General features: G+C 73.7%; 19 protein-coding genes. 13 read left to right on the top strand and 6 right to left on the bottom strand.

The genetic code is table 11. The features are described from left to right. Positions 1-92 precede the first annotated feature (92 nt). The 7 genes from IG05_RS0112880 (at position 93) to IG05_RS0112850 (ending at position 8,845) form a co-directional block, all read left to right on the top strand. Positions 93-695: a hypothetical protein gene (locus IG05_RS0112880; RefSeq protein WP_030342101.1), complete on the top strand. Its 603-nt coding sequence runs from the start codon at positions 93-95 to the stop codon at positions 693-695. 341 nt (positions 696-1,036) lie between these two features. Beyond that, the gene (locus tag IG05_RS0112875; protein ID WP_030342099.1) at positions 1,037-1,945 is read left to right on the top strand and encodes a winged helix-turn-helix domain-containing protein; all 909 of its coding nucleotides are present in this window, start codon (positions 1,037-1,039) and stop codon (positions 1,943-1,945) included. Positions 1,946-2,082: 137 nt separating this feature from the next. Continuing rightward, positions 2,083-2,952: a GntR family transcriptional regulator gene (locus tag IG05_RS0112870; protein ID WP_420707593.1), complete on the top strand. Its 870-nt coding sequence runs from the start codon at positions 2,083-2,085 to the stop codon at positions 2,950-2,952. An 83-nt stretch (positions 2,953-3,035) separates the two neighbouring features. After that, on the top strand, positions 3,036-3,701 hold the full coding sequence (locus IG05_RS0112865; protein WP_030342096.1) for an HAD family hydrolase: 666 nt from the start codon (positions 3,036-3,038) through the stop codon (positions 3,699-3,701). 191 nt (positions 3,702-3,892) lie between these two features. After that, positions 3,893-6,127: an aminoglycoside phosphotransferase family protein gene (locus IG05_RS0112860; protein WP_063760081.1), complete on the top strand. Its 2,235-nt coding sequence runs from the start codon at positions 3,893-3,895 to the stop codon at positions 6,125-6,127. A 9-nt stretch (positions 6,128-6,136) separates the two neighbouring features. Next, positions 6,137-6,748, top strand: coding sequence for a TetR family transcriptional regulator (locus tag IG05_RS0112855; protein WP_030342093.1), 612 nt, complete (start codon positions 6,137-6,139; stop codon positions 6,746-6,748). A 66-nt stretch (positions 6,749-6,814) separates the two neighbouring features. Further along, positions 6,815-8,845, top strand: coding sequence for a HelD family protein (locus IG05_RS0112850; protein ID WP_030342091.1), 2,031 nt, complete (start codon positions 6,815-6,817; stop codon positions 8,843-8,845). 31 nt (positions 8,846-8,876) lie between these two features. Here the strand turns inward: IG05_RS0112850 and IG05_RS0112845 are convergent, their stop codons facing one another. Further along, positions 8,877-11,243, bottom strand: a complete 2,367-nt coding sequence (locus IG05_RS0112845) for an ATP-binding cassette domain-containing protein (RefSeq protein WP_030342089.1) — start codon at positions 11,241-11,243, stop codon at positions 8,877-8,879. Positions 11,244-11,393: 150 nt separating this feature from the next. Between IG05_RS0112845 and IG05_RS0112840 the strand changes: the two genes are divergently transcribed. The 3 genes from IG05_RS0112840 to IG05_RS0112830 all read left to right on the top strand — a co-directional run bounded on the left by IG05_RS0112840 (position 11,394) and on the right by IG05_RS0112830 (position 12,994). Next, positions 11,394-11,867 (top strand): helix-turn-helix domain-containing protein, encoded by a 474-nt coding sequence (locus tag IG05_RS0112840; RefSeq protein ID WP_030342088.1) that lies wholly within the window; start codon positions 11,394-11,396, stop codon positions 11,865-11,867. 80 nt (positions 11,868-11,947) lie between these two features. Beyond that, positions 11,948-12,541: a hypothetical protein gene (locus IG05_RS0112835; RefSeq protein ID WP_030342086.1), complete on the top strand. Its 594-nt coding sequence runs from the start codon at positions 11,948-11,950 to the stop codon at positions 12,539-12,541. A 108-nt stretch (positions 12,542-12,649) separates the two neighbouring features. Then, positions 12,650-12,994 carry a DUF2516 family protein gene (locus IG05_RS0112830; protein ID WP_030342084.1) on the top strand — a complete coding sequence of 115 codons (345 nt, stop codon included), beginning with the start codon at positions 12,650-12,652 and terminating at the stop codon, positions 12,992-12,994. 54 nt (positions 12,995-13,048) lie between these two features. Here IG05_RS0112830 and IG05_RS0112825 read toward each other — a convergent pair whose 3' ends face one another. The 3 genes from IG05_RS0112825 to IG05_RS0112815 all read right to left on the bottom strand — a co-directional run bounded on the left by IG05_RS0112825 (position 13,049) and on the right by IG05_RS0112815 (position 16,930). Beyond that, entirely contained in the window at positions 13,049-14,350 is a 1,302-nt protein-coding gene (locus tag IG05_RS0112825; protein WP_030342083.1) for a PP2C family protein-serine/threonine phosphatase, read from the bottom strand. Between the two features lie 335 nt (positions 14,351-14,685). Then, positions 14,686-15,771 carry a C40 family peptidase gene (locus tag IG05_RS0112820; protein WP_030342081.1) on the bottom strand — a complete coding sequence of 362 codons (1,086 nt, stop codon included), beginning with the start codon at positions 15,769-15,771 and terminating at the stop codon, positions 14,686-14,688. Positions 15,772-16,084: 313 nt separating this feature from the next. Then, complete coding sequence (locus tag IG05_RS0112815) at positions 16,085-16,930, bottom strand: class I SAM-dependent methyltransferase (RefSeq protein WP_420707588.1); 846 nt, start codon at positions 16,928-16,930, stop codon at positions 16,085-16,087. Between the two features lie 237 nt (positions 16,931-17,167). Here IG05_RS0112815 and mshA point away from each other — a divergent pair, with 237 nt between their 5' ends. Together mshA and IG05_RS0112805 are read left to right on the top strand one after the other, a co-directional pair. Next, entirely contained in the window at positions 17,168-18,505 is a 1,338-nt protein-coding gene (gene mshA / locus IG05_RS0112810; protein WP_030342077.1) for a D-inositol-3-phosphate glycosyltransferase, read from the top strand. Further along, complete coding sequence (locus tag IG05_RS0112805; RefSeq protein WP_030342076.1) at positions 18,498-18,998, top strand: YbjN domain-containing protein; 501 nt, start codon at positions 18,498-18,500, stop codon at positions 18,996-18,998. Before mshA ends, IG05_RS0112805 begins: the two co-directional genes overlap by 8 nt. A 211-nt stretch (positions 18,999-19,209) precedes the next feature. Here IG05_RS0112805 and IG05_RS0112800 read toward each other — a convergent pair whose 3' ends face one another. Next, a complete protein-coding gene (locus tag IG05_RS0112800) occupies positions 19,210-20,004 on the bottom strand; it encodes a helix-turn-helix transcriptional regulator (RefSeq protein WP_030342074.1) in 795 nt (264 codons plus the stop codon). A gap of 49 nt (positions 20,005-20,053) precedes the next feature. Between IG05_RS0112800 and IG05_RS0112795 the strand changes: the two genes are divergently transcribed. Further along, a complete protein-coding gene (locus IG05_RS0112795) occupies positions 20,054-20,623 on the top strand; it encodes a DUF2000 domain-containing protein (protein ID WP_078894082.1) in 570 nt (189 codons plus the stop codon). A gap of 72 nt (positions 20,624-20,695) precedes the next feature. Here IG05_RS0112795 and IG05_RS0112790 read toward each other — a convergent pair whose 3' ends face one another. Then, positions 20,696-21,169 carry a carboxymuconolactone decarboxylase family protein gene (locus tag IG05_RS0112790; protein WP_030342071.1) on the bottom strand — a complete coding sequence of 158 codons (474 nt, stop codon included), beginning with the start codon at positions 21,167-21,169 and terminating at the stop codon, positions 20,696-20,698. Between the last annotated feature and the right edge of the window lie 64 nt (positions 21,170-21,233).

Genomic DNA, 21,233 nt, shown 5'->3' with positions numbered 1-21,233 from the left:
TCTAGGGCCGTTCGGGGGCACTCGGTCACATTGCGGCCGGTTGGGGTGGCACGATGCTTGCACACGCCGGTCGAGGGGACGGTCAGAAGCAGATGAGCACACCGAGTACCAGCGGGCGGCTGGGGACGCAGGGGACGTACCGGCCGCCCGCACAGCGCGCCGACGGCTCCGCGGACCCGGCGCCGCCCGCCGAGCCTCCCGAGCCCGACCTGGCCCGGCTCAGCCTGCCCGAGCTGCGCGTGCTGCGCCGCGACGCGCAGCGGGACGAGGCGGACCTCAGCTATGTGCGGCGGTTGCTCCAGGGGCGGATCGACATCCTGCGCGCGGAACTGGGCCGGCGCGGCCGGGCGTCGGTGCCTGCGCCGGCGGACGGCTCCGTGGTCGACCGGCTCCCGGAGATCCTGCAGGACGCCCCGGCCCGGCAGCGTTCCTCGGCCCGCCATGTCACGCTCGGCACCCCGCACAACGAGGAGTACCGGCGGCTGGCCGCCGAGATGCTCGGCGAGGTGGAGCTGTCCGACCTGACGGCCCGTACGGACCTGGAACTGAACACCGCCATGGGGCGGTTGGTGCGCTACGAGCAGCAGGTCTCGCGGTGCCGCCAGCGGCTGCAGCGGACGGCGGACGACTGCAGCGGGGAGATCGCGCGCCGGTACCGCGAGGGCGAGGCGCAGGTGGACGACCTGCTGATGTGACAGGGGCCGTAAGACGTGAAAAGGCGCCGCCTCTTCGGAGGCGGCGCCCGGTCGTTCCCTTGAGCGTGCTGTTCATCCGTAGCGTGCTGTTCAGTTGTGGCTGTGCGATGTCGGTATTCAGATGTCGCTGTTCAGTTGTGACTGTGCGCTCCGGTGGCCGCCCCCTGTCCGGGCTCCCGGCTCCCCTCCGGAAGGGAACCCGTTCGGCCAACCACTGGGAAGCTCGACCATGTCGGCCAAGTTGGCTGCCAACTTCACTGTACTTATCTCCGCCGGGATGCGGCTTATAACCGGCTGCCGCGGAACTGCCTTAAGTTGGCGGGAAGTTGTAGGGTTTCTTCGTGGACCCGGAGCACGCCTCCGCCAGTGGGCGGGCGAAGCCCCAGCGGCACCGTTCGTCCCACCGCGAGATCGCCGACGCACTGCGCAGCCGGATCAGGTCCGGTGAGCTGCGCCCGGGCGAGCGCATGCCCACCCAGGCGAAGCTGGCCCGCGAGTTCGGGGTCGAACGCGGCGCGGTGCGGCAGGCCTTGCGCATCCTGCAGTCGGAGCATCTGCTCACCGACGTTTCCAAGGGCAGCCCCGCCACCGTGGCCGCCCTGCCGGGGCCCGGGCGTCCCCCGGCGGGACCGCCGGCGCCGCCGCAGCCCACGATGGTGGGCCTCGCCCCGCGCATCGCCGCCGCCTTCTCCGTGCCGCACGTGCGCATCGACGCGCTCTGCCTGACCTCCGTCTCGCTCACCCTGGCCGTCGGCGAGCCGCTGCGGCAGATCTACGCGGGGCGGCTGGAACCGGCCAAGATCGACGTCCGGCTGCTGCTGCCCAGCCGGGACATCGACCTCGCCTTCCCGACCCCGGTGGGCGCCGGCGACGGCGGTCTGCTGCACCGGCGCTGGCTCTCCCAGCGCAACGCCCAGGGCCTGGTGCTGCGGCAGAACCTGCTGGCGCTGCGCACCACGCACGGCGTCGACGTGCAGGTCTCCTTCCGTGCGCTGCCCTTCACCCCGCCGGTGAAGCTGTACCTGCTCAACGGATCCGAGGCGCTGTTCGCGTACTACACGCTGGGCCGCCGGGAGCGGGAGATCGGGCACGAGCACGTGGAGCTGTACGACGCCGACGGCACCCGGTCGATGCTGTTCGCCTTCGACGGGCGGGCCGGGCGGCGGGACGCGGCGTTCGTGGAGCAGTCGCAGATGTGGTTCGACGCCCTCTGGGAGACCATCACCACGGACCTGGTGCTGACACCGTAGCGAGGGCCGGCCAAGGCGGGAAGTTGGCAGCCAACTCCGCTCAACTTGCACCCACTTGGCCGACACCACAAACAACTTTTCAACAACTCCCCCTAGATGGATCAGGGTTGTAGCGTTTGGTCGTGACCCAGGAGAACATGGCAGGGCCCGCGGCGGTGAACGGCAGCAGAAGGCTCACGCCCCGGCAGATCGCCGACACCCTGCGCCGGCGCATCCGGACCGGTGTCCTCCGCGCCGGCGACCGGCTGCCCACCCAGGCCGAGCTGGCCGAGGAGTTCGGCGTGGAGCGGGGCACCGTACGCCAGGCCCTGCGGGCGTTGCAGGAGGACGGTCTGCTCAGCGACGTCAGCAAGGGCAGCCCGCCCCGGGTCGCCGAGCCGGTCCCCGCGCGCGAGGAGCCGCAGCCGACCATGGTGGCCCTCGCCCCCCGGCTGATCCAGGCCTTCTCCGTGCCGCACGTGCGCATCGACGCCGTCTGCCTGACCGCGCAGAGCCTGATCCCGGCCCTCGGCGAGCCGCTGCGCCTGATCCACGACGGCCGGCTGCGGCCCGGGCGGATCGACGTCCGCGTCCTGCTGCCGTCCCGGGACATCAACCTCGCCTTCCCGGTCTCGGTCGACGCCGGCAGCGACGACGACGCCGTCCACCAGCGCTGGCTGGCGATGCGCAACGCCCAGGGGCAGGTGCTCCAGTACAACCTCCAGGCGCTGCGCGGCACCCACGGCATCGACGTCCACGTCACCTTCCGGGCCCTGCCGTTCACCCCGCCGGCCAAGCTGTACCTGCTCAACGGCACGGAGGCGCTGTACGCCTACTACATGATCACGCGCCGCGCCGAGCCCACCGAGAGCGGAACGCTGGAGATGTACGACACCCTCGGCTCCGAATCCCTGCTCTTCTCGTTCGAGAAGCGGGCCGGTCAGCGGGACACGGCCTTCGTGGAGCAGTCGCAGATGTGGTTCGACGCCCTCTGGGAAACCATCACCACGGACCTGACACTCTCCTAGTGACCTCTGATGCGACTTCTGCTGCGACCTCTGATGCAGGCGAGAACGAAAAGCTTCGGGAACTGATCACAACCGCCCGGTTCGTGCTGTGGGACTTCGACGGGCCGATCTGCCGGCTGTTCGCCCGGCACCGGGCCGAGCGGGTGGCCGCCGACCTGGTGGACTGGCTGGAGCGGCAGGGCCTGCGCGGGCTGCTCACCGAGTCCGAACGCGAGACCCTGGACCCCCAGGTCGTCCTGCGCGCCGTGGGCCGCCGGCGGCCGGGCAGCGACCTCGTCACCGGTCTGGAGGAACGGCTCACCCAGGAGGAGCTGCGGGCCGCCGCCTCCGCGCTGCCCACCGCCTACGCCGACCCGCTCATCCGCACCTGGACCGCCGTCGGCGCCCGCCTGGCCGTCACCACCAACAACTCGCCCCGCGCCGCCCGCAGCTACCTCGAATCCCGCGGCACCGCCGGCTGCTTCGCCCCTCACCTGTACGGCCGTACCGAGCACCTGCACCACCTCAAGCCGCACCCGCACTGCCTCAACCGTGCCCTCAACGCCATGGGCGCCGCCCCCGCCGCCGCTCTGATGATCGGCGACTCCCTCGCGGACCTGACGGCCGCCCGTGAGGCCGGGGTGCCGTTCCTGGGCTACGCGCGCAGCGAGGGCAAGGAGAAACACCTGCGCGCGGCCGGCGCCGGCCACGTCGTACGGTCCCTGGAACCGCTGCTGCGGCTGCTCCGGCGGGGGCGTCCGGTCGGCTAGCATTCCGCTCGTCCGAGTCATCACCCGGAGCACGCGTTCCTCTACGGCGCGTGCGCATCCCCGTGCGCAGGGAGCGGCGACGAGCCGTCCTCGGGCGCCCGCCCGGCACAGACGAGTGGCGGGCCACCCGCACGGCTGCTCGACTGGCCTCCCGACCCGTCCCTTTCGCGCGATCGACCCCGGAGCGGCCAGTGGGCGCACCGCCTGTTCCCCGTGCCGGCCGGACGGACGCCGTCCTCCGGGAGTTCGTGGCCCGTGCCGCCGTCGCGGGCCGGGCGCACGGGGGTTTCCACCACCGCAACCACGTCGTGCCGCTCACCGAACCGCTGGCCGGGCTGCTGGGCCGGGAGCCGGGCACCCTGGTGACCGTGCGGGTGCCGCGCCCGGACGCGGTGCCGGTGGTGATCCGGACCTGGGCCGGCGAGCCGGAGATCCTGCGGGCGGTGCGCAGGGTGCTGCCGCAGGTCCCGGAGTGCCTGGCCGAGGGCCCCGGGTACGCCGTCCACAGCTATGTGGACGGCGCCGTCCTGGCGGACGTCTGCGGTCCCGGCGAACCGGTCGACGGGCCCCTGCTGAAGGACCTGGCGGAGCTGCTCGCCGCCATCGCGCAGGTGCGCGGCGGCGCCCTGCCGCCGCTGCCCGCCCGCCGGCCCCGCGACCACACCGACTCCCAGGGCTTCCTGCGCACCCTGGCCCACCTCGCCGACGAGCAGATCCGGCGCCCCAACCGGCACCGCTACGGCGGCCTGTTCACCGCCCTCGGCGTGCCCGAGGACGCCCTCGCGCGGTTCGCCGACCGGGTCCCGGCGATGACCCGGCGGCCGTACGGGCTGCTCCACGGCGACCTGCACCGCGGCAACCTGGTCCTGCCCGCCGCGGCAACCGCGCCGCTGCACTGCGTGGACTGGGAACTGGCCGGGTACGGCGACCCGTTGCACGACCTCGCCGTCCACCTGGTGCGCATGCGCTACCCCGAGCACCAGCGGCGCGAGGTGATCGACGCCTGGGCCGCGGCCGTCCAGCGGGTGCGGCCGGCCGCCACCGCCGGCCTGCACCGGGACCTCCGGCACTACCTGGCCTTCGAACACGCCCGGTCCCTGTACGCGGACGTGGTCCGGGCCGCGCGGTCGCTGGAGGAGTCCTTCGGCCGGGAACGCCTGGAGCGCGCCACCGCCACGGTCCGCGACGCCCTGCGGGCCGCCGCCGCGCCGCTGCGGCTGGGCCGGGTGCCCGAGCCGGACGAGATCGAGCGGATCCTGTTCCGGCGCGGGGCGTCGGGCAGCCCGCGCAGGCGGCTCATCGGCTGGAGACCGGACCCGCGGGTCCCCGAGCACCCCGACTTCCCCCGTTCCGCCGTCGCCGACGCGCTGTTCCTGGAGGGCGCCGCCCCGGCCGGCCGGGTGTTCAAGGGGGCCGCGCACCTGAACACGGTGCTCCGGGTGCCCGGCACCCCGTACCCGGTCGTCGTCCGCCGGGAGGCGGCCCTCGTGCTGCGGCGCGAGACCGGCTTCCTGAGCGAGCACGCCGTCCTGCGGGCGATCGAGCGGTCGGGGGTGCCGGTGGCCGCGCCCCGGGTGCTGGCGCTGGGGGAGAGCCACGCGACCGACCCCGGCCTGCGCCGCCGCGGGGACCGCTTCGCCGTCCACACCTACGAGGGCGCCGCCGACCTCGGCCGCCGCCCCGAGCACCCGGTCGACGGGCTCCGGCCGCACGAGGCCGACTGCCTGGTCGACCAGCTGGCCGCGCTGACCCTGGTGGACCACGCCCCGCTCGCCCCGCCCGGCCCGCCCGGCGGCCCGACCGGCTTCTACCACCGGCTGAGCGACCAGCTGGTGGCCCTGGTCGCCGGCCTGCCCGCGGAGTCCCAGCGGCTGGCCCGCTTCCTCGGGCTGCCCGACGCGCCCCGGCTGCGCGAGATCCTGGCCCGGCACCGGGTCACCTCCCGCGACCCCGCCCTGCTGCACGGCGACCTCAACCCGTGGAACCTGGTGCGCCGCGACGACGGCCCGCCGCTCACCCTGATCGACTGGGAGATGGCGCTGGTCGGCGACCCGCTGTACGACCTGGTCCGGCACATGCACCTCACCCCGACCCGCCCGGAGATCCGCGACCGCATGTTCCGCCGCTGGGAGGCCCGGCTGGCCCCGCGCTTCACCCAGGGCTGGCAGCGGGACTGGCGGGTGTACCGCTGGACCGAGCTGGTCCGCTCGGCCTACGTCGACCTCGACCGCCTGGTCACCGGGGCCGCCCTGGACGCGCCCAACGTGCGGCGCGCGGTGGAGTCGTACGCCATGACCCTGGCCGCCGCCACCGCCTCGCTGGGCCTGTCCTCCCGGTGGTACGGCGGCCCGCACCCGGGCCGCGTCCCGGCCTGGCCGCCCGTGCCGGGCACCCGCTCCGGGCCGGGGGAGGGCGGGGCTGCGTAGGCTCGCCCCATGGGTGAGATGGGTCTGCGCGAGCGCAAGAAGCAGCGGATGTACCAGGACGTGTCGGACATCGCCGTACGGCTGTTCCTGGAGCGGGGCTTCGACGCGGTGCCCGTGGCGGAGGTCGCCGCCGCGGCCGGCATCTCCAAGCCGACCCTCTTCCGGTACTTCCCGGCCAAGGAGGACCTGGTCCTGCACCGGATCGCGGACCACGAGACGGAGGCCGCGCGGGTGGCGGCCGGGGCGGCCGACCCGGTGGACGCGCTGCGCCGCGCCTTCCTCGCCGGCCTGGAGCGGCGCGACCCGGTCACCGGCCTGAACGACCACCCGGACGTGCTCTCCTTCCACCGGCTGCTCTACGGCACCCCGGCCCTGGTGGCCCGGGCGTACGCCCATGTCGAGCGGTCGGAGGAGGCCCTCGCCGAGGCGCTCGGGGGCGGTCTCGACGCCCGGCTGGCGGCCGGGCAGATCATCGCCGTGCAGCGGATCCTCGCGCAGGAGAACTGGCGGCGGATCGCGGCGGGCGAGTCCGTGGCGGCCGTGGCGCCGGAGGCGGTACGGGCGGCCGACCGGGCGTTCCGGCGGCTGGCGGAGGGACTGCCGGAGCTCGGGAGGGCGTGAAAACCCCACTTCGTGAGACTTGGTTAAAAACTTAACTCGGTTACATGTCTGCCGTACGCTGGCGGCATGACGTCACCCGATTCCGCCCTCACGGACGCCCTGCACACCGAGCGCGCCTACCACGACACCTGCCGTACGGCCCTCGCCGCCATGGTCGAGGACGCCGCCGGGCAGGTCGTCACCGGCGAGGACGTCTCCGCCTCCGGGGCCGACGCCGAAGTCCTCGGCTTCCGGCTGCGCAGCCAGGCCAAGGCCCTGCGTGAACTCCCGCCCGGCCCGCTGTTCTTCGGCCGGCTCGACTTCGCCGACGGCGACCCCGGGCACGGCGGCCAGAGCTACCACGTCGGCCGCGTGCGGATCACCGAGGACCCGGCCGCCCCGCCGCTCGTCGTCGACTGGCGGGCCCCCGTCTCCCGCGCCTTCTACCAGGCGAGCGCGCGCGAGCCGCAGGGCGTGGCGGTCCGGCGCCGGTTCGGCTGGGCGCCCGGCAGCCGGGGCGACTCCGCCGGCCTCACCGGCCTGGAGGACGAGCACCTGGCCCGGGGCGAGTCCCGGACCAGCGACATCGTGGCCCGCGAGATCGAGCGGCCCCGCGTCGGGCCCATGCGGGACATCGCCGCCACCATCCAGCCCGAGCAGGACGACCTCGTACGGGCCGCCCTCGCCGACTCCGTGTGCGTGCAGGGCGCCCCCGGCACCGGCAAGACCGCCGTCGGGCTGCACCGGGCCGCCTACCTGCTGTACACCCACCCCAAGCGGCTCCAGCGCTCCGGCCTGCTGATCCTCGGCCCGAACCGCACCTTCCTCTCCTACATCGCCGAGGTGCTGCCCTCCCTCGGGGAGACGGGCGTCCGGCAGTCGACGCTGCTGGACGAGATCGCCCGCCACCCGGCCACCGGCACCGACCCGGTGCGGACCGCGGTGGTCAAGCACGATGCGCGCATGGCCGAGGTGCTGCGCCGGGCGCTGTACGCGCGCGTGAGCACCGCGGGCGCCGGCGACCTCGCCGTACCCGACGGGTCGTACCGCTGGCGGGTGCCCGCCGGCGAACTCGCCGGGATCGTCGCGGAGGTACGCGCCGAGGAGCCGCCGTACGCCGTCGGGAGGGAGCGGGTGCGCACCCGGGTGGTGCGGCGGCTGCGGGACCGCGCCGAGCGGCGCTCCGGGGTGCTGCCGGCCTCCTGGGTGCGCCGCGTCGAGCGCTGCCGGCCGCTGACCGCACAGCTCGACGCGGTGTGGCCGAAGGCGCGCCCGGAGGAGATCCTCGCCGGGCTCCTCACCGACGCCGGGACGCTGGCCCGCGCGGCCGACGGCCTGCTGGACCCCGACGAGCAGGCGGCGCTGCTGTGGCCGCGCCCGCCGCGCTCGTACAAGTCGGCCCGCTGGTCGGCCGCCGACCTGGTCCTGCTGGACGAACTCGCCGGGCTCGTCGAACATCCCGAGGGCTACGGCCACCTCGTCGTGGACGAGGCGCAGGACCTCTCGCCGATGGAGTGCCGGGCCATCGCCCGCCGGGCCGAGTTCGGCTCGCTGACCGTCCTCGGCGACCTCGCCCAGGGCACCACCCCGTGGGCCGCCCGCGACTGGCCCGGGCAGCTGCGCCACCTCGGCCGGCCGGACGCGGCCGTGGTGGCGCTGACCACCGGGTTCCGGGTGCCGGCGGCCGTACTGGAGTTCGCGGGCCGGCTGCTCGCCCGCCTCGACGTCGCCGTACCCGCCGCCACCTCCCTGCGCACCGACGGCGAGCTGACCCTCCGGCCCACCGACGACCTGCTCGCCGCCACCGTGACCGCCGCCCGCGACGCCCTCGCCCGGGAGGGCTCCGTCGGCGTGGTCACGGCCGACGCGGACACCGGCCGGGTCCGGGCGGCGCTCACCGGGGCCGGCCTCGAACCGGCCGGCCCCGACGCGCCCGGCGCCCGGCTGGCCCTCGTCCCGGCGAGCGTGGTCAAGGGCCTGGAGTACGACCACGTCATCGCCGTGGAACCGGCCGCCGTGGCCGAGGCGGAGCCCCGCGGCCCGCACCGCCTGTACGTGGTGCTGACCCGCGCGGTGTCCCGCCTGGACGTGGTGCACACCCGGCCGCTGCCGTTCTGACGGACCCCGCGCGCTCCCGGGAGGGCGCGGCTCAGCCCCCGACGTACTCCGCGAGGTGCTCGCCCGTCACGGTGGACCGGCCCGCGACCAGCTCGGCCGGTGTGCCCTCGAAGACCACGCGGCCGCCGTCGTGGCCGGCGCCGGGGCCGAGGTCGATGATCCAGTCGGCGTGCGCCATGACGGCCTGGTGGTGCTCGATGACGATCACCGACTTGCCGGCGTCGACCAGCCGGTCGAGCAGGCCCAGCAACTGCTCGACGTCGGCGAGGTGGAGACCGGTGGTCGGCTCGTCCAGGACGTAGACCCCGCCCTTGTCGGCCATGTGCGTGGCCAGCTTCAGCCGCTGCCGCTCACCGCCGGACAGCGTGGTGAGCGGCTGGCCCAGGGTGAGGTAGCCGAGCCCCACGTCGGCCATGTTGCGCAGGATCCGGTGGGCGGCCGGCGTACGGGCCTCGCCGTCGCCGAAGAACTCCTCGGCCTGCGACACCGGCATCGCCAGTACCTCGCTGATGTCCCGGCCGCCGAGCCGGTACTCCAGCACCGAGGAGTCGAACCGCCGGCCCTCGCAGTCCTCGCAGGTCGTGGCGACCCCGGCCATCATCGCCAGGTCGGTGTAGACGACCCCGGCGCCGTTGCAGGTGGGACAGGCGCCCTCGGAGTTGGCGCTGAACAGCGCCGGCTTCACGCCGTTGGCCTTGGCGAACGCCTTGCGTATCGGGTCGAGCAGTCCGGTGTACGTCGCCGGGTTGCTGCGCCGCGAGCCGCGGATCGGCGCCTGGTCGACCGAGACCACCTCCTCGCCGGCCGGGATCGACCCGTGCATCAGCGAGCTCTTGCCGGAGCCGGCGACCCCGGTGACGACCACCAGCACGCCGAGCGGGATGTCGACGTCGACGCCCTGGAGGTTGTGCGCCCGCGCGTCGCGGATCTCCAGCGCGCCGGTGGGCTTGCGGACCGTCTCCTTCAGCGCCGCCCGGTCGTCCAGGTGCCGCCCGGTGAGCGTGCCGCCGGCCCGCAGCCCCTCGACGGTGCCCTCGAAGCAGACGGTGCCGCCCGCCGTACCGGCGCCCGGGCCGAGGTCCACCACGTGGTCGGCGATCGCGATGACCTCCGGCTTGTGCTCCACGACGAGCACCGTGTTGCCCTTGTCCCGCAGGCGCAGCAGCAGGCCGTTCATCCGCTGGATGTCGTGCGGGTGCAGGCCCGCGGTCGGCTCGTCGAAGACGTACGTGACGTCGGTGAGCGAGGAACCGAGGTGGCGGATCATCTTGACGCGCTGTGCCTCGCCGCCCGACAGCGTGCCCGCGGGCCGGTCGAGCGAGAGGTAGCCGAGGCCGATCTCCACGAACGAGTCGAGGCTCTGCTGCAGCGAGGTGAGCAGCGGTGCCACCGACGGCTCGTCCAGGGCGCGCACCCAGTCGGCCAGGTCCCTGATCTCCATCCGGCAGGCGTCCGCGATGGAGACGTCCCCGATCTTCGCGGTGCGGGCGTGCTCGGCGAGCCGGGTGCCGTCGCAGTCGGGGCAGGTGGCGAAGGTGACCGCACGCTCCACGAACGCCCGGATGTGCGGCTGCATCGCCTCCTTGTCCTTGGACAGCATCGACTTCTGGATGCGCGGGATCAGGCCCTCGTAGGTCATGTTGATGCCCGCGATCTTCATCCGGGTCGGCTCGCGGTGCAGGAGGTCGTGCAGCTCCTTCTTCGTGAACGAGCGGATCGGCTTGTCCGGGTCGAAGAAGCCGGACTCCGCGTACAGCCGGGTGTTCCAGCCGCCGCCGGTGTAGCCGGGGATGGTGAAGGCGCCCTCGCTGATCGACTTGCTGTCGTCGTAGAGCTGGGTCAGGTCGAGGTCGGAGACCGAGCCGCGGCCCTCACAGCGCGGGCACATGCCGCCGACCTTGTTGAAGGTGACCTTCTCCGCCTTCTTGGCGCCGCGCTCCACCTTGATCGCGCCGGACGCCGAGACCGACGGCACGTTGAAGGCGAACGCGCCGGGCGGGCCGACGTAGGGCCTGCCGAGGCGGCTGAACAGGATCCGCAGCATCGCGTTGGCGTCGGTGGCGGTGCCGACCGTGGAGCGCGGGTCGGCGCCCATCCGCTGCTGGTCGACGCTGATGACGGTGGTCAGGCCGTCGAGGACGTCGACCTCGGGCCGCGACAGGCTGGGCATGAAGCCCTGGACGAACGCGCTGTACGTCTCGTTGATCAGCCGCTGCGACTCGGCGGCGATGGTGTCGAACACCAGCGAGCTCTTGCCCGAGCCGGAGACCCCGGTGAACACCGTCAGCCGGCGCTTGGGGATCTCGACGCTGACGTCCTTGAGGTTGTTCTCGCGTGCCCCGTGCACACGGATCAGGTCGTGACGGTCGGCGGCGTGCTGAGTGATGGCGTCGTCCATGCCGGTCACCGTAGCGGCGCCCCCGGCGTGGCCGCTTCTCCATTCCTGACACTTCCCGCACGCTGTTCCCCCCGACCCTTCCCGGCCGGCGACACACTCTTGCAAGCGAGATGCTTGCAATTGTTAGCGCGACTGGGGCATGGTGGAGACATGGCATCGCTGAACGTCGGCAATCTCGGTGAGTACCTGCGCGAACAGCGGCGCAGTGCCCAGCTGTCGCTGCGGCAGCTCGCCGACGCCGCCGGGGTGTCCAACCCGTACCTGAGCCAGATCGAGCGCGGGCTGCGCAAGCCCAGCGCGGAGGTGCTCCAGCAGGTCGCCAAGGCCCTGCGCATCTCCGCCGAGACGCTGTACGTCCGCGCCGGCATCCTCGACGCCGAGCGGGACCGGGACGAGGTGGAGACCCGGGCGGTCATCCTCGCCGACCCGTCCCTCAACGAGCGGCAGAAGCAGGTACTGCTCCAGATCTACGACTCCTTCCGCAAGGAGAACGGGTTCCGGGGCGGCACCGAGGACGGGGACGGGACCGCGGACCAGGGGCCCGGCGACGGCGGCCACGCGGCCGGCGCGGGCGATGCCGCAGGAAGTGACACGGACGCCGGTCGGCGGCGGACGGCCGGATAAGCCGGACCAGGGCTCGGGACGCCCGCCGCGGACCACACCAACCCAGCCGAACGCGAATCCGATCCGGGAGGACCCCCACCATGGCCATCACCGACGACCTGCGCAAGACCCTCAGCGACCCGACTCCGCTCTACTTCGCCGCCGGTACCGCCAATCTGGCGCTCCAGCAGGCCAAGAAGGTGCCGGCCCTGGTCGAGCAGCTGCGCGCCGAGGCGCCGGCCCGCATCGAGGCCGTGCGCAACACCGACCCCAAGGCCGTGCAGGAGAAGGCCACCGCCCGCGCCAAGGAGGCGCAGGAGACCCTCCAGGCCAAGGTCAACGAGTTCATCGGCACCCTCGACGTCGACCTGAAGAAGTTCGGCGAGACCGCCCAGGACCTCGCCCTGCGCAGCGTCGGCGTCGCCGCCGAGTACGCCGTCAAGGCCCGCGAGACCTACGAGCGGGTCGCCGAGCATGGCGAGCAGGCCGTGAAGACCTGGCGCGGCGAGGCCGCCGAGGAGATCGAGGAACTGGCGATCGTCGTCGAGGGCAAGCCCGAGCCGGTCCAGGACGACGAGCCGAAGCCGGCCGAGGCCACGGCCGGGCCGGACGCGGACAGCAAGCCCGCGGCGAAGAAGGCGCCGGCCCCGCGCAAGACCACCACCGCGAAGAAGACCGTCCCGCCGGCCCAGTGACCATGGCCGACGATACGGGTCCGGGCCGGGCACCTTTGGGGTGTCCGGCCCGTTCTATGGGTACGGTGGCGACGTAGCAGGACCGGCGATCAACGGGCGGTGGACAGCATGCTGATGTTGGGCTTCGCGGGATTCTTGGGCATCCTGAAGATCATTCTGATGGCTCTGGCCGCGTTCGGGCTGTTCGACGCCGCCTTCCGGCGCGAGGACGCCTTCCGCGCGGCCGACAAGCAGAACAAGGTCTTCTGGCTGATCATCCTCGGCATCGCGCTCGTCGTCAGCTACCTGTTCTCGCTCCTGTCGATCCTGCCCATCGCCGGCGCGGTCGCGAGCATCGTCTACATCGTCGACGTCCGCCCGGCCCTCCAGCAGGTGGGCGGCGGCCGCGGCTGGGGCCGCCGCCGGGGGAGCAGCAGCGACGGTCCGTACGGCCCGTACAACGGGGGCCGCTAGCGGCGCACGCGGGGCGCGTGCGCCTCAGGGGGCGCGGGGAACCGCGCGACCGGCCTACCGCGTCCGGTCCAGCAGCACCACCGCGACGTCGTCGGTCAGCTCACCGCCGTTGAGGTCCCGCACCTCGCTCACCGCGGCCCGCAGCAGCTCCTCGCCCCGCAGTCCCGCGGCAAGCTGCCGGCGGATCATCTCCAGCATGCCGTCCTGACCGAGCCGCTCCCCGCCCGCACCGACGCGGCCCTCGATCAGGCCGTCGGTGTAGAGCATCAGGCTCCACTCGGGGCCCAGCTCCACCTGCATCCGCGGCCAGCGGGCGCCGGGCAGCAGCCCGAGCGCGGGGCCGTTGTTGTCGTACGGCAGCAACCGCGCCGGCCGGCCCGGGCGGGCGATCAGCGGGGCCGGGTGGCCGGCCAGGCACAGGCCCGCGCGGCGGCCGTCGGGCGCGATGTCCACCGTGCACAGCGTCGCGAAGATCTCCTCGTCGGCACGCTCGTGCTCCAGCACCTGCTGCATGGTGTTCAGCAGCTCGTCCCCGCACAGCCCGGCCAGGGTCAGCGCCCGCCAGGCGATGCGCAGCTCCACCCCGAGCGCGGCCTCGTCCGGGCCGTGCCCGCAGACGTCGCCGATCATGGCGTGCACGGTGCCGTCGGGGGTGCGGACGGCGTCGTAGAAGTCGCCGCCGAGCAGCGCCCGGGAGCGGCCCGGGCGGTAGCGCGCGGCGAAGCGCAGCGAGGAACCCTCCAGCAGCGGGGTCGGCAGCAGACCGCGCTCCAGGCGGCGGTTCTCCTGCGCGCGCAGCCTGCCCTCGGCGAGCCGGCGCTCGGCCGTGTCGGACCGCTTGCGCTCCACCGCGTACCGGATGGCACGGCTGAGCAGCCGGCCGTCCAGCTCGTCCCGGAAGAGGTAGTCCTGGGCGCCCACGCGCACGGCCTCGGCGCCGCGCTCCGCGTCGCCGGAGGCGGTCAGCGCGAGCACGGCGTGCCGGGGCGCGAGCTGGAGGACGTGCTTGAGCACGGCCAGCTCGTCGTCAGCGTCGCTGCCGCCCGGCGCCGGGAGCGCCAGGTCGAGCAGGATGCAGTGGACGTCGTCGGTGAGCAGCCGCTCGGCCTCGGTGAGGTTGCGGGCGGTGCGCACGCGGATCGGCTTGCCGGCCGGGTCCAGCAGGTCGGGCACGATCGGCGAGCCGGCCGGATCGTCCTCGATCAGCAGCAGGGTGAGAGTGGCGCCGGTGCCGTTCACGGGCGTGGCGTCGCGGTGGGCCTCTTCCTTGAGGGGGCCGCCGACTGCGCGGGCGGCCTGCGCCTGACCACTCTCCACGGCCGGGATCGCTCTCTGCCGCGGTACGGGTACGGGCATCGTCCTGGGTTCCTTCCCTCCCCCCGAGGGCACGGCGGCGTCGAGGGGTCTCGACCCACCGACCGGGACCATAGCGGCTGGGACCGCCCCGATGGAATGGTGTGAGCCGCGTCGCTCCGGGCTCCGCCGCTGCCATATGCCGCGTTTTGTACCGCAGTTGGACACGGTGACGGCCCGGACGGGATGACGAAGCTCACGTCCGGCGTGCGTTTGGGCGGGGGTTGGCCGTGCGGTGGGTCACATGACGCCCGTCACGGGGTCCACGGTGCGCCCCACACCGGGCACATGGCGCGACGGGCACCGGGCGCACGGCCGGCCGGCCGCCCCCGGCGCGCTCACGCGTCCGGTCGTACGACGCCCAGGATCGGCATCGAGCCGGCGCCCGCGATCGTCACCGTGCGCCCGGGGCGCGGGGCGTGGATGATCGCGCCGTCGCCGATGTACATCCCGACATGGCTGGCGTCGGAGAAGTAGATGACGAGGTCGCCGGGGCGCATGTCCTTCACGTCGACGTGCCGCAGCTGCTTCCACTGCTCCTGCGAGGTGCGCGGGACGGGATGCCCGGCCGCCGCCCAGGCCTGGGAGGTCAGACCCGAGCAGTCGAAGGAGTCCGGGCCCTCGGCGCCCCAGACGTACGGCTTGCCGAGCTGGAGGGTGGCGTACCGCACGGCCTTCTCGCCCTGCTCGGATGCCTTGCCGTGGACGTCCTTGAGGGCGCCGGTGTCCAGCCAGGCGGTCTGCGCCTTGTCGGCCGCCTCCTGCTCCAGCCGGGCGAGCCGTTCCTTCTCCTTCTTCTCCAGCCGGGACTGGAGCTCCTCGGCCGCGTCGATCTGCTTCTCGATCTTCTTCTTGGCGGCGGCCTTGGCCTTGCGGTTGGCCTCCAGCTGCTGCCAGCGGTCGGCGGCGTCGTCGGCGTACCGCTGCAAGTCCCGCTGGGTACGGGTCTTTTCGTCCATCAGCGTCTTCGCCGCGTGCTGGCCCTGGAGGACCCGTCCGGCACCGTCGAGGAACTGGCCCGGGTCGTCGCTCAGCAGGAACTGGGCGCTGGAGGACAGGCCGCCGGTGCGGTACTGGTCGCGGGCCGCGGCGCCCGCCTGGTCCTTGAGCTTCTCCAGCTTCTGCCGGCCCTCGACGATCTTCTTCGCCAGCGCCACGATCTCGGCGGACTGCTTCTTCGTCTTCTCCTCGGCCGCGTTGTAGGCGTCGGTGGCCACGGCGGCGTCGTGGTAGAGCCGGTCGAGCTTCTTGCGGACCTGCTCAAGGTCCCTGTCCGGCACGGGAGTCGGCGTCGGCGCGGGGGTCGCCTTCTGGGTGGGGGCGGGCGCCGCCGACGCGAACGCCGTGCCGGGCGCCGAGAGGACGGTCACCGCGCAGAGCACGGTCAGGGCGGCCGTGAGCAGGCCGCGCTTGCCCGAACGCATACCTCTTCCCCCAAACTGATTTACCGTCAGTAACTTAGGTCGCCTGAGGGATCGTGCCACGGCCGCGTGCAAAGCGACAGAGGTCGTCGGAAACCGGATTTCCCCCGCTCACCGCCGGATACGACGATCTCCTCGCCGGTGTGACGAACGACGCACCGGGATCGTTCCGTCCCGGCGCCCCGAGCGGGCGGTGCGTGAACGGGTGAAGTGCGGACGAGGGATGTGCGGACGGGCGATGTGCGGACGGGCGGTGCGCGGACGGGCGGTGCGCGGACGGGCGGTGCGCGGACGGGCGGTGGGGCCCGGCCCCGCGTCAGCTCGGACCCGGGCCGCCCCGGGGGGCCAACGCACCCCAGGCCACCGTCACTTCGCCCTGCCGCCGGCGGGCCGGGGAGTCCGTCACCGGCCAGTCGGCCGTCAGGTCCCGTACCGCGCGCAGCCAGCGCTGCCGGGCGCCGTAGGCCGCGTACGGCGCGGCGGCGGCCCAGGCGCGGTCGAAGTCGCGGAGGAAGGCGTGCACCGGCTCACCCGGCACGTTGCGGTGGATCAGCGCCTTCGGCAGGCGCTCGGCGAGGTCGGAGGGGCGGTCCAGGGAGCCGAGCCGGGTGGCGAAGGTGACCGTGCGCGGACCCTCGGGGCCGAGCGCCACCCACACGTGCCGCCGCCCGATCTCGTCGCACGTGCCCTCGACCAGCAGCCCGCCCGGCGCGAGCCGGGCACACAGCTGCCGCCAGACCGCGGCGACCTCGTCCTCGTCGTACTGCCGCAGCACGTTCGCCGCGCGGATCAGCAGCGGCCGCTCGGGAACCGGCACCTCGAAGCCGCCGTGCCGGAACACCAGGCCCTCGCGCTCGTACGGCCGGGCCGCGGCGACCCGGGCGGGCTCGATCTCGATGCCGACCACCCGCGTGCGGGGCGCCGCCGCGCGCAGCCGGGTCAGCAGTTCCACGGCCGTCCAGGGCGCGGCGCCGTACCCCAGGTCGACGGCCACCGGATCGTTCGCGCGCCGGAGCGCGGCGCCGTGCACCGCGGCGATCCAGCGGTCCATGCGGCGCAGCCGGTTGGGGTTGGTCGTCCCGCGCGTCACCGTTCCCACGACGGAGGCTCCCTTGCCCGGGCGGGGCCGGGAGTGGGGGAGGGACGTCGCGCGGGCTGCCATGCGTACGAGGGTAAGCGGCTCTCGGGGTGCCCCGCCGAAGCGATCCGCGGGCGGGCGCCGACGTGATCCACAGCGAATGCCGATGCGATCCACATTCGAACGGTTGACCGATCGAAGGTAATAATTCGGCAAATCCGGTTGTGCGGGAAATGGCCGGGCACCCGCTCGCTGTTGGACCCCCTTGGAGGGCGCGGAGGGCCCTCGGGAGGCCTGCCCGCACGCAAGGAGGAACGCCACGTGAGCCAGTACGTCAGCAGGCTCGGGCGGCGTTCCCCGTCGGCCGGCGCACGGCTCCGGCTGTACCGCAGGCCCCGCCGGGTGGCCATGCTCTCCGTGCACACCTCCCCGCTCCACCAGCCCGGCACCGGCGACGCCGGCGGCATGAACGTCTACATCGTGGAGCTGGCCCAGCGGCTGGCCGCGATCAACATCGAGGTCGAGATCTTCACCCGGGCCACGGCCGGCGGCCTGCCCCCCTCGGTCGAGCTCGCCCCCGGCGTCCTCGTCCGGCACGTCGACGCGGGCCCCTACGAGGGCCTGGCCAAGGAAGACCTCCCCGCCCAGCTGTGCGCCTTCACGCACGGCGTCATGCAGGCCTGGGCCGGTCACCGCCCCGGCCACTACGACCTCGTCCACTCGCACTACTGGCTCTCCGGTCACGTCGGCTGGCTCGCCGCCCAGCGCTGGGGCGTGCCCCTGGTGCACGCCATGCACACCATGGCCAAGGTCAAGAACGCCAATCTGGCCGACGGCGACACCCCCGAGCCCGCCGCCCGCGTCATCGGGGAGACCCAGATCGTGGCCGCCGCCGACCGGCTCGTCGCCAACACCGCCGAGGAGGCCGGCGAGCTGGTACGGCACTACGCGGCCGACCCCGCCAAGGTCGCCGTGGTCCACCCCGGCGTCAACCTCGACCGCTTCCGCACCGCCGACGGCCGGGCCGCCGCCCGCGCCCGCCTCGGCCTCCCGCAGGACGCCCTGATCCCGCTCTTCGCCGGCCGCATACAGCCCCTCAAGGCACCCGACGTCCTGCTGCGCGCCGTGGCCGCCTTGCTGGACGAGCGCCCCGACCTGCGCTCCCGCCTCCTCGTCCCGGTCGTCGGCGGCCCGAGCGGCAGCGGGCTCGCCAAGCCGGAGGGCCTGCAGAAGCTCGCGGCCCGGCTGGGCATCGCGGACGTCGTACGGTTCCACCCGCCGGTCGGCCAGGACCAGCTGGCGGACTGGTTCCGGGCCGCGTCCGTGCTGGTCATGCCGTCGTACAGCGAGTCCTTCGGCCTGGTCGCCGTCGAGGCGCAGGCGGCCGGCACCCCCGTCCTCGCGGCCTCCGTCGGCGGCCTGCCGGTCGCCGTGCGCGACGGCGAGACCGGCTTCCTCGTCGACGGCCACGACCCGGCCGACTACGCGCGCGTGCTGTGCCGCTTCGCCGACCAGCCGGACCTCACCCCGCGCATGGGCGAGGCCGCCGCCCGGCACGCCCAGTCCTTCGGCTGGGACACGGCCGCCGCCGCCACCGCCGACGTCTACACGGCCGCGACCCAGTCCCACCGCCGTCGCGTACGCTCCCACCATGGGTGACGTGGAGAAGGCCGGTCAGGTCCTGGAGGGCGTCTTCAAGGACGCGGAGCTGGAGTGGGAGAACCCCGAGCCCGGGAACTACGTGGTCAAGCTCCCCGGCAGCCGGAAACTGTCCACCACGGTGTCCTTCCTCGTCGGCCGCCACTCCCTGTCGCTCAACGCCTTCGTCATCCGCCACCCCGACGAGAACGAGGCCGGCGTCCACCGCTGGCTGCTGGAGCGCAACCTCAAGCTCTACGGCGTGAGTTACGCCGTCGACCGCCTCGGCGACGTCTACGTCACCTCCCGGCTGCCCCTCGCCTCCGTCACCCCGGACGAGATCGACCGCCTCCTCGGCCAGGTCCTGGAAGCGGCCGACGGCGCCTTCAACACCCTCCTGGAACTGGGCTTCGCCTCCTCGATCCGCAAGGAGTACGCCTGGCGCGTCTCCCGCGGCGAGTCCACGCGGAACCTGGAGGCCTTCATGCACCTGATCGACCGCCCGGCGGACTGAGCCCGGGCGAGCGGTCGGTCGGGACGGGTCCGGCCCGGGCGCTTCGCGGCCGCCGTGGTCCGGCGCGTCGGCGAACGCCCGCAGCGCGTTGGTGAACGCCCGCAGCGGGGCGGCGAGTTCCCGCTCGGCCGGCAGCCGGCCGAACGTGGTCACCGGGCGGGAGCCGATCACCGGGTGAGGGCCTTCCGCACAGGAGCCTCCCGTACGAGGTTCAGCGTCCGCCGCTCCGGTAGAGCCCTGGCGTCACCCCGACCAGCTTCTTGAAGTGCCGGGTGAGATGGGCCTGGTCGTAGAACCCGGCCACCGGGGCCACCGCGCCCGGCGGCAGCCCGTCGAGCAGCAGCCGCCGGGCCCGTCCGACCCGCCGGGACATCAGGTACTGGTGCGGGGCGATGCCGTACGCACCGCTGAACGCCCGTACCAGATGCGCCGGATGGGCGTGCAGCAGCCGGCCGGCGTCCTCCAGCGAGATCCCCTCGACGACCCGGGCGTCCAGCAACTCCCTTAGCTCACGGGCGAGTACGGGGTCCGCGAGCCGTCCCTGCCGGGGCCGCCGGCGCAGATGGTCCCGCAGCCGCTCTGCGACGAGGGCCAGCCGGCTCTCCGCCTCCAGCTCGTCGCCGGGCCGGGCGAGGGCGGAGTGCAACTGCCCGACCCGCCGCCGGAGTACGGGGTCCCGCAGATCGGGGGAGTCCACCGCCGGCCCGATGAACTCCTCCCCGAGCCGGCTGCCGTCCAGGTAGACCACCCGCTTGCGGAAGCCCCCCGGCGTGGCCGGCGACCCGTTGTGCGGCACGTGCGGCGGCAGCAGCGACACGGTGTCGTGCGGGGTGCCGTGCTCGTGCCGGTCCAGGTCGTACCGTACGGCCCCGTCGTCCACGATCAGCAGCGTCCAGGCGTCGTGGACGTGCATCGGATAGGCGTACTCGGTGAAGCGGGCGTGGAAGACCTCGGTGACGCCCGGGACCCGGGGGCGCCACGCGGTGACTTCCTGCCCGGCGGCCATGCAAGGAACGTACAAGACGCGGGCGCGCTCCAGCGGCGAGTCTCACTCCATGAACACCGCGCCGAACACCACACAGGCCACCGCGCCGAACACCACACAGGCCACCACGCCGATCGCCGCGCCCGGCACCAAGCCGATCGCCGCGCCCGACACCAAGCCGATCGCCGCACCGGGCACCGGTCCGGACGCCGGCCCCGGCGCCGCGCCCGTTCGCTTCGACACGAAGATCGCCGTTCTGCTGCGCGACGACCTGGAGACCTGGCGGCGGCTGAACGTCACCGCGTTCCTGGTCAGCGGCCTGGGCGCCACGGTCCCCGAGGTGATCGGCGCCCCGTACGAGGACGCGGACGGAGTGCCGTACCTGCCCATGTTCCGCCAGCCGGTGCTGGTCTTCGAGGGCGCGAAGGAGACCCTGACGGCGGCCCACGGCAGGGCACTGGCCCGCGCCCTGCCCTGTGCGGTGTTCACGGCGGACCTGTTCGCCACGGGTCACGACGGCGCCAACCGCGCGGCGGTCCGCGCCGTCCCGACGGCCGGCCTGGACCTGGTGGGGCTGGCGGTGTACGGCCCCCGGAACGGCGTGGACAAGGTCCTGAAGGGCGCGAGGATGCACCCGTGACGGCGTACCGGCGTGACGGTGTGCCGGTGTGCCGGTGGCCGGCGTGGCCGGGGGCCGGCGTGCGGGCCGGTCTCAGCCGAACATGCCGGGCACGTAGTCGCCGGCGGGCTGCTGGACGATGACGTTCGCCCGGTTGTAGGCGTTGATCAGCGCGATGAGGGCGATCAGCGCGGCGAGCTGGTCCTCGTCGTAGTGCTTGGCGGCGTTCGCCCAGACCTCGTCCGGGACCCCGCCGGCCGCGTCGGCGATCCGGGTCCCCTGCTCCGCCAGCTCCAGCGCGGCCCGCTCGGCGTCGCTGAACACGGTGGCCTCGCGCCAGGCCGCGACCAGGTTCAGCCGGGTCTGCGTCTCCCCGTGGTGCAGGGCGTCCTTGGTGTGCATGTCGGTGCAGAACCCGCACCCGTTGATCTGACTGGCCCGGAGCTTCACCAGCTCCTGCGTGGCAGCGGGCAGCGTGGACTCCGCGATCACCTTGCCGGCGGCGTTGAAGTGCTTGAACAGCTTGCCGGCGACGGGGTTGGCGTGGAGGTCGAGCCGAGCGTCCATGGTGTGCTCCTCGGTGGTTGCGGCTGCTTGCACCTCATTGACGGCGGGCGCGCCGAGGATGTGA

Source organism: Streptomyces sp. NRRL S-1022, assembly GCF_000720135.1.
Lineage (GTDB): Bacteria > Actinomycetota > Actinomycetes > Streptomycetales > Streptomycetaceae > Streptomyces.
This window is presented reverse-complemented; position numbering and strand designations above follow the sequence as displayed.

Coding starts and splice junctions, on each gene's coding strand:
- IG05_RS0112800 (WP_030342074.1), bottom strand. CDS start 20,004: ATGGCCGCCGGGCAGGAAGTCACCGCGTGGCGCCCCCGGGTCCCGGGC.
- IG05_RS0112790 (WP_030342071.1), bottom strand. CDS start 21,169: ATGGACGCTCGGCTCGACCTCCACGCCAACCCCGTCGCCGGCAAGCTG.
- IG05_RS0112870 (WP_420707593.1), top strand. CDS start 2,083: ATGGCAGGGCCCGCGGCGGTGAACGGCAGCAGAAGGCTCACGCCCCGG.
- IG05_RS0112825 (WP_030342083.1), bottom strand. CDS start 14,350: ATGCCCGTACCCGTACCGCGGCAGAGAGCGATCCCGGCCGTGGAGAGT.
- IG05_RS0112840 (WP_030342088.1), top strand. CDS start 11,394: ATGGCATCGCTGAACGTCGGCAATCTCGGTGAGTACCTGCGCGAACAG.
- IG05_RS0112820 (WP_030342081.1), bottom strand. CDS start 15,771: ATGCGTTCGGGCAAGCGCGGCCTGCTCACGGCCGCCCTGACCGTGCTC.
- IG05_RS0112795 (WP_078894082.1), top strand. CDS start 20,054: ATGAACACCGCGCCGAACACCACACAGGCCACCGCGCCGAACACCACA.
- IG05_RS0112880 (WP_030342101.1), top strand. CDS start 93: ATGAGCACACCGAGTACCAGCGGGCGGCTGGGGACGCAGGGGACGTAC.
- IG05_RS0112815 (WP_420707588.1), bottom strand. CDS start 16,930: ATGGCAGCCCGCGCGACGTCCCTCCCCCACTCCCGGCCCCGCCCGGGC.
- IG05_RS0112835 (WP_030342086.1), top strand. CDS start 11,948: ATGGCCATCACCGACGACCTGCGCAAGACCCTCAGCGACCCGACTCCG.
- IG05_RS0112830 (WP_030342084.1), top strand. CDS start 12,650: ATGCTGATGTTGGGCTTCGCGGGATTCTTGGGCATCCTGAAGATCATT.
- IG05_RS0112805 (WP_030342076.1), top strand. CDS start 18,498: ATGGGTGACGTGGAGAAGGCCGGTCAGGTCCTGGAGGGCGTCTTCAAG.
- IG05_RS0112845 (WP_030342089.1), bottom strand. CDS start 11,243: ATGGACGACGCCATCACTCAGCACGCCGCCGACCGTCACGACCTGATC.
- IG05_RS0112850 (WP_030342091.1), top strand. CDS start 6,815: ATGACGTCACCCGATTCCGCCCTCACGGACGCCCTGCACACCGAGCGC.
- IG05_RS0112855 (WP_030342093.1), top strand. CDS start 6,137: ATGGGTGAGATGGGTCTGCGCGAGCGCAAGAAGCAGCGGATGTACCAG.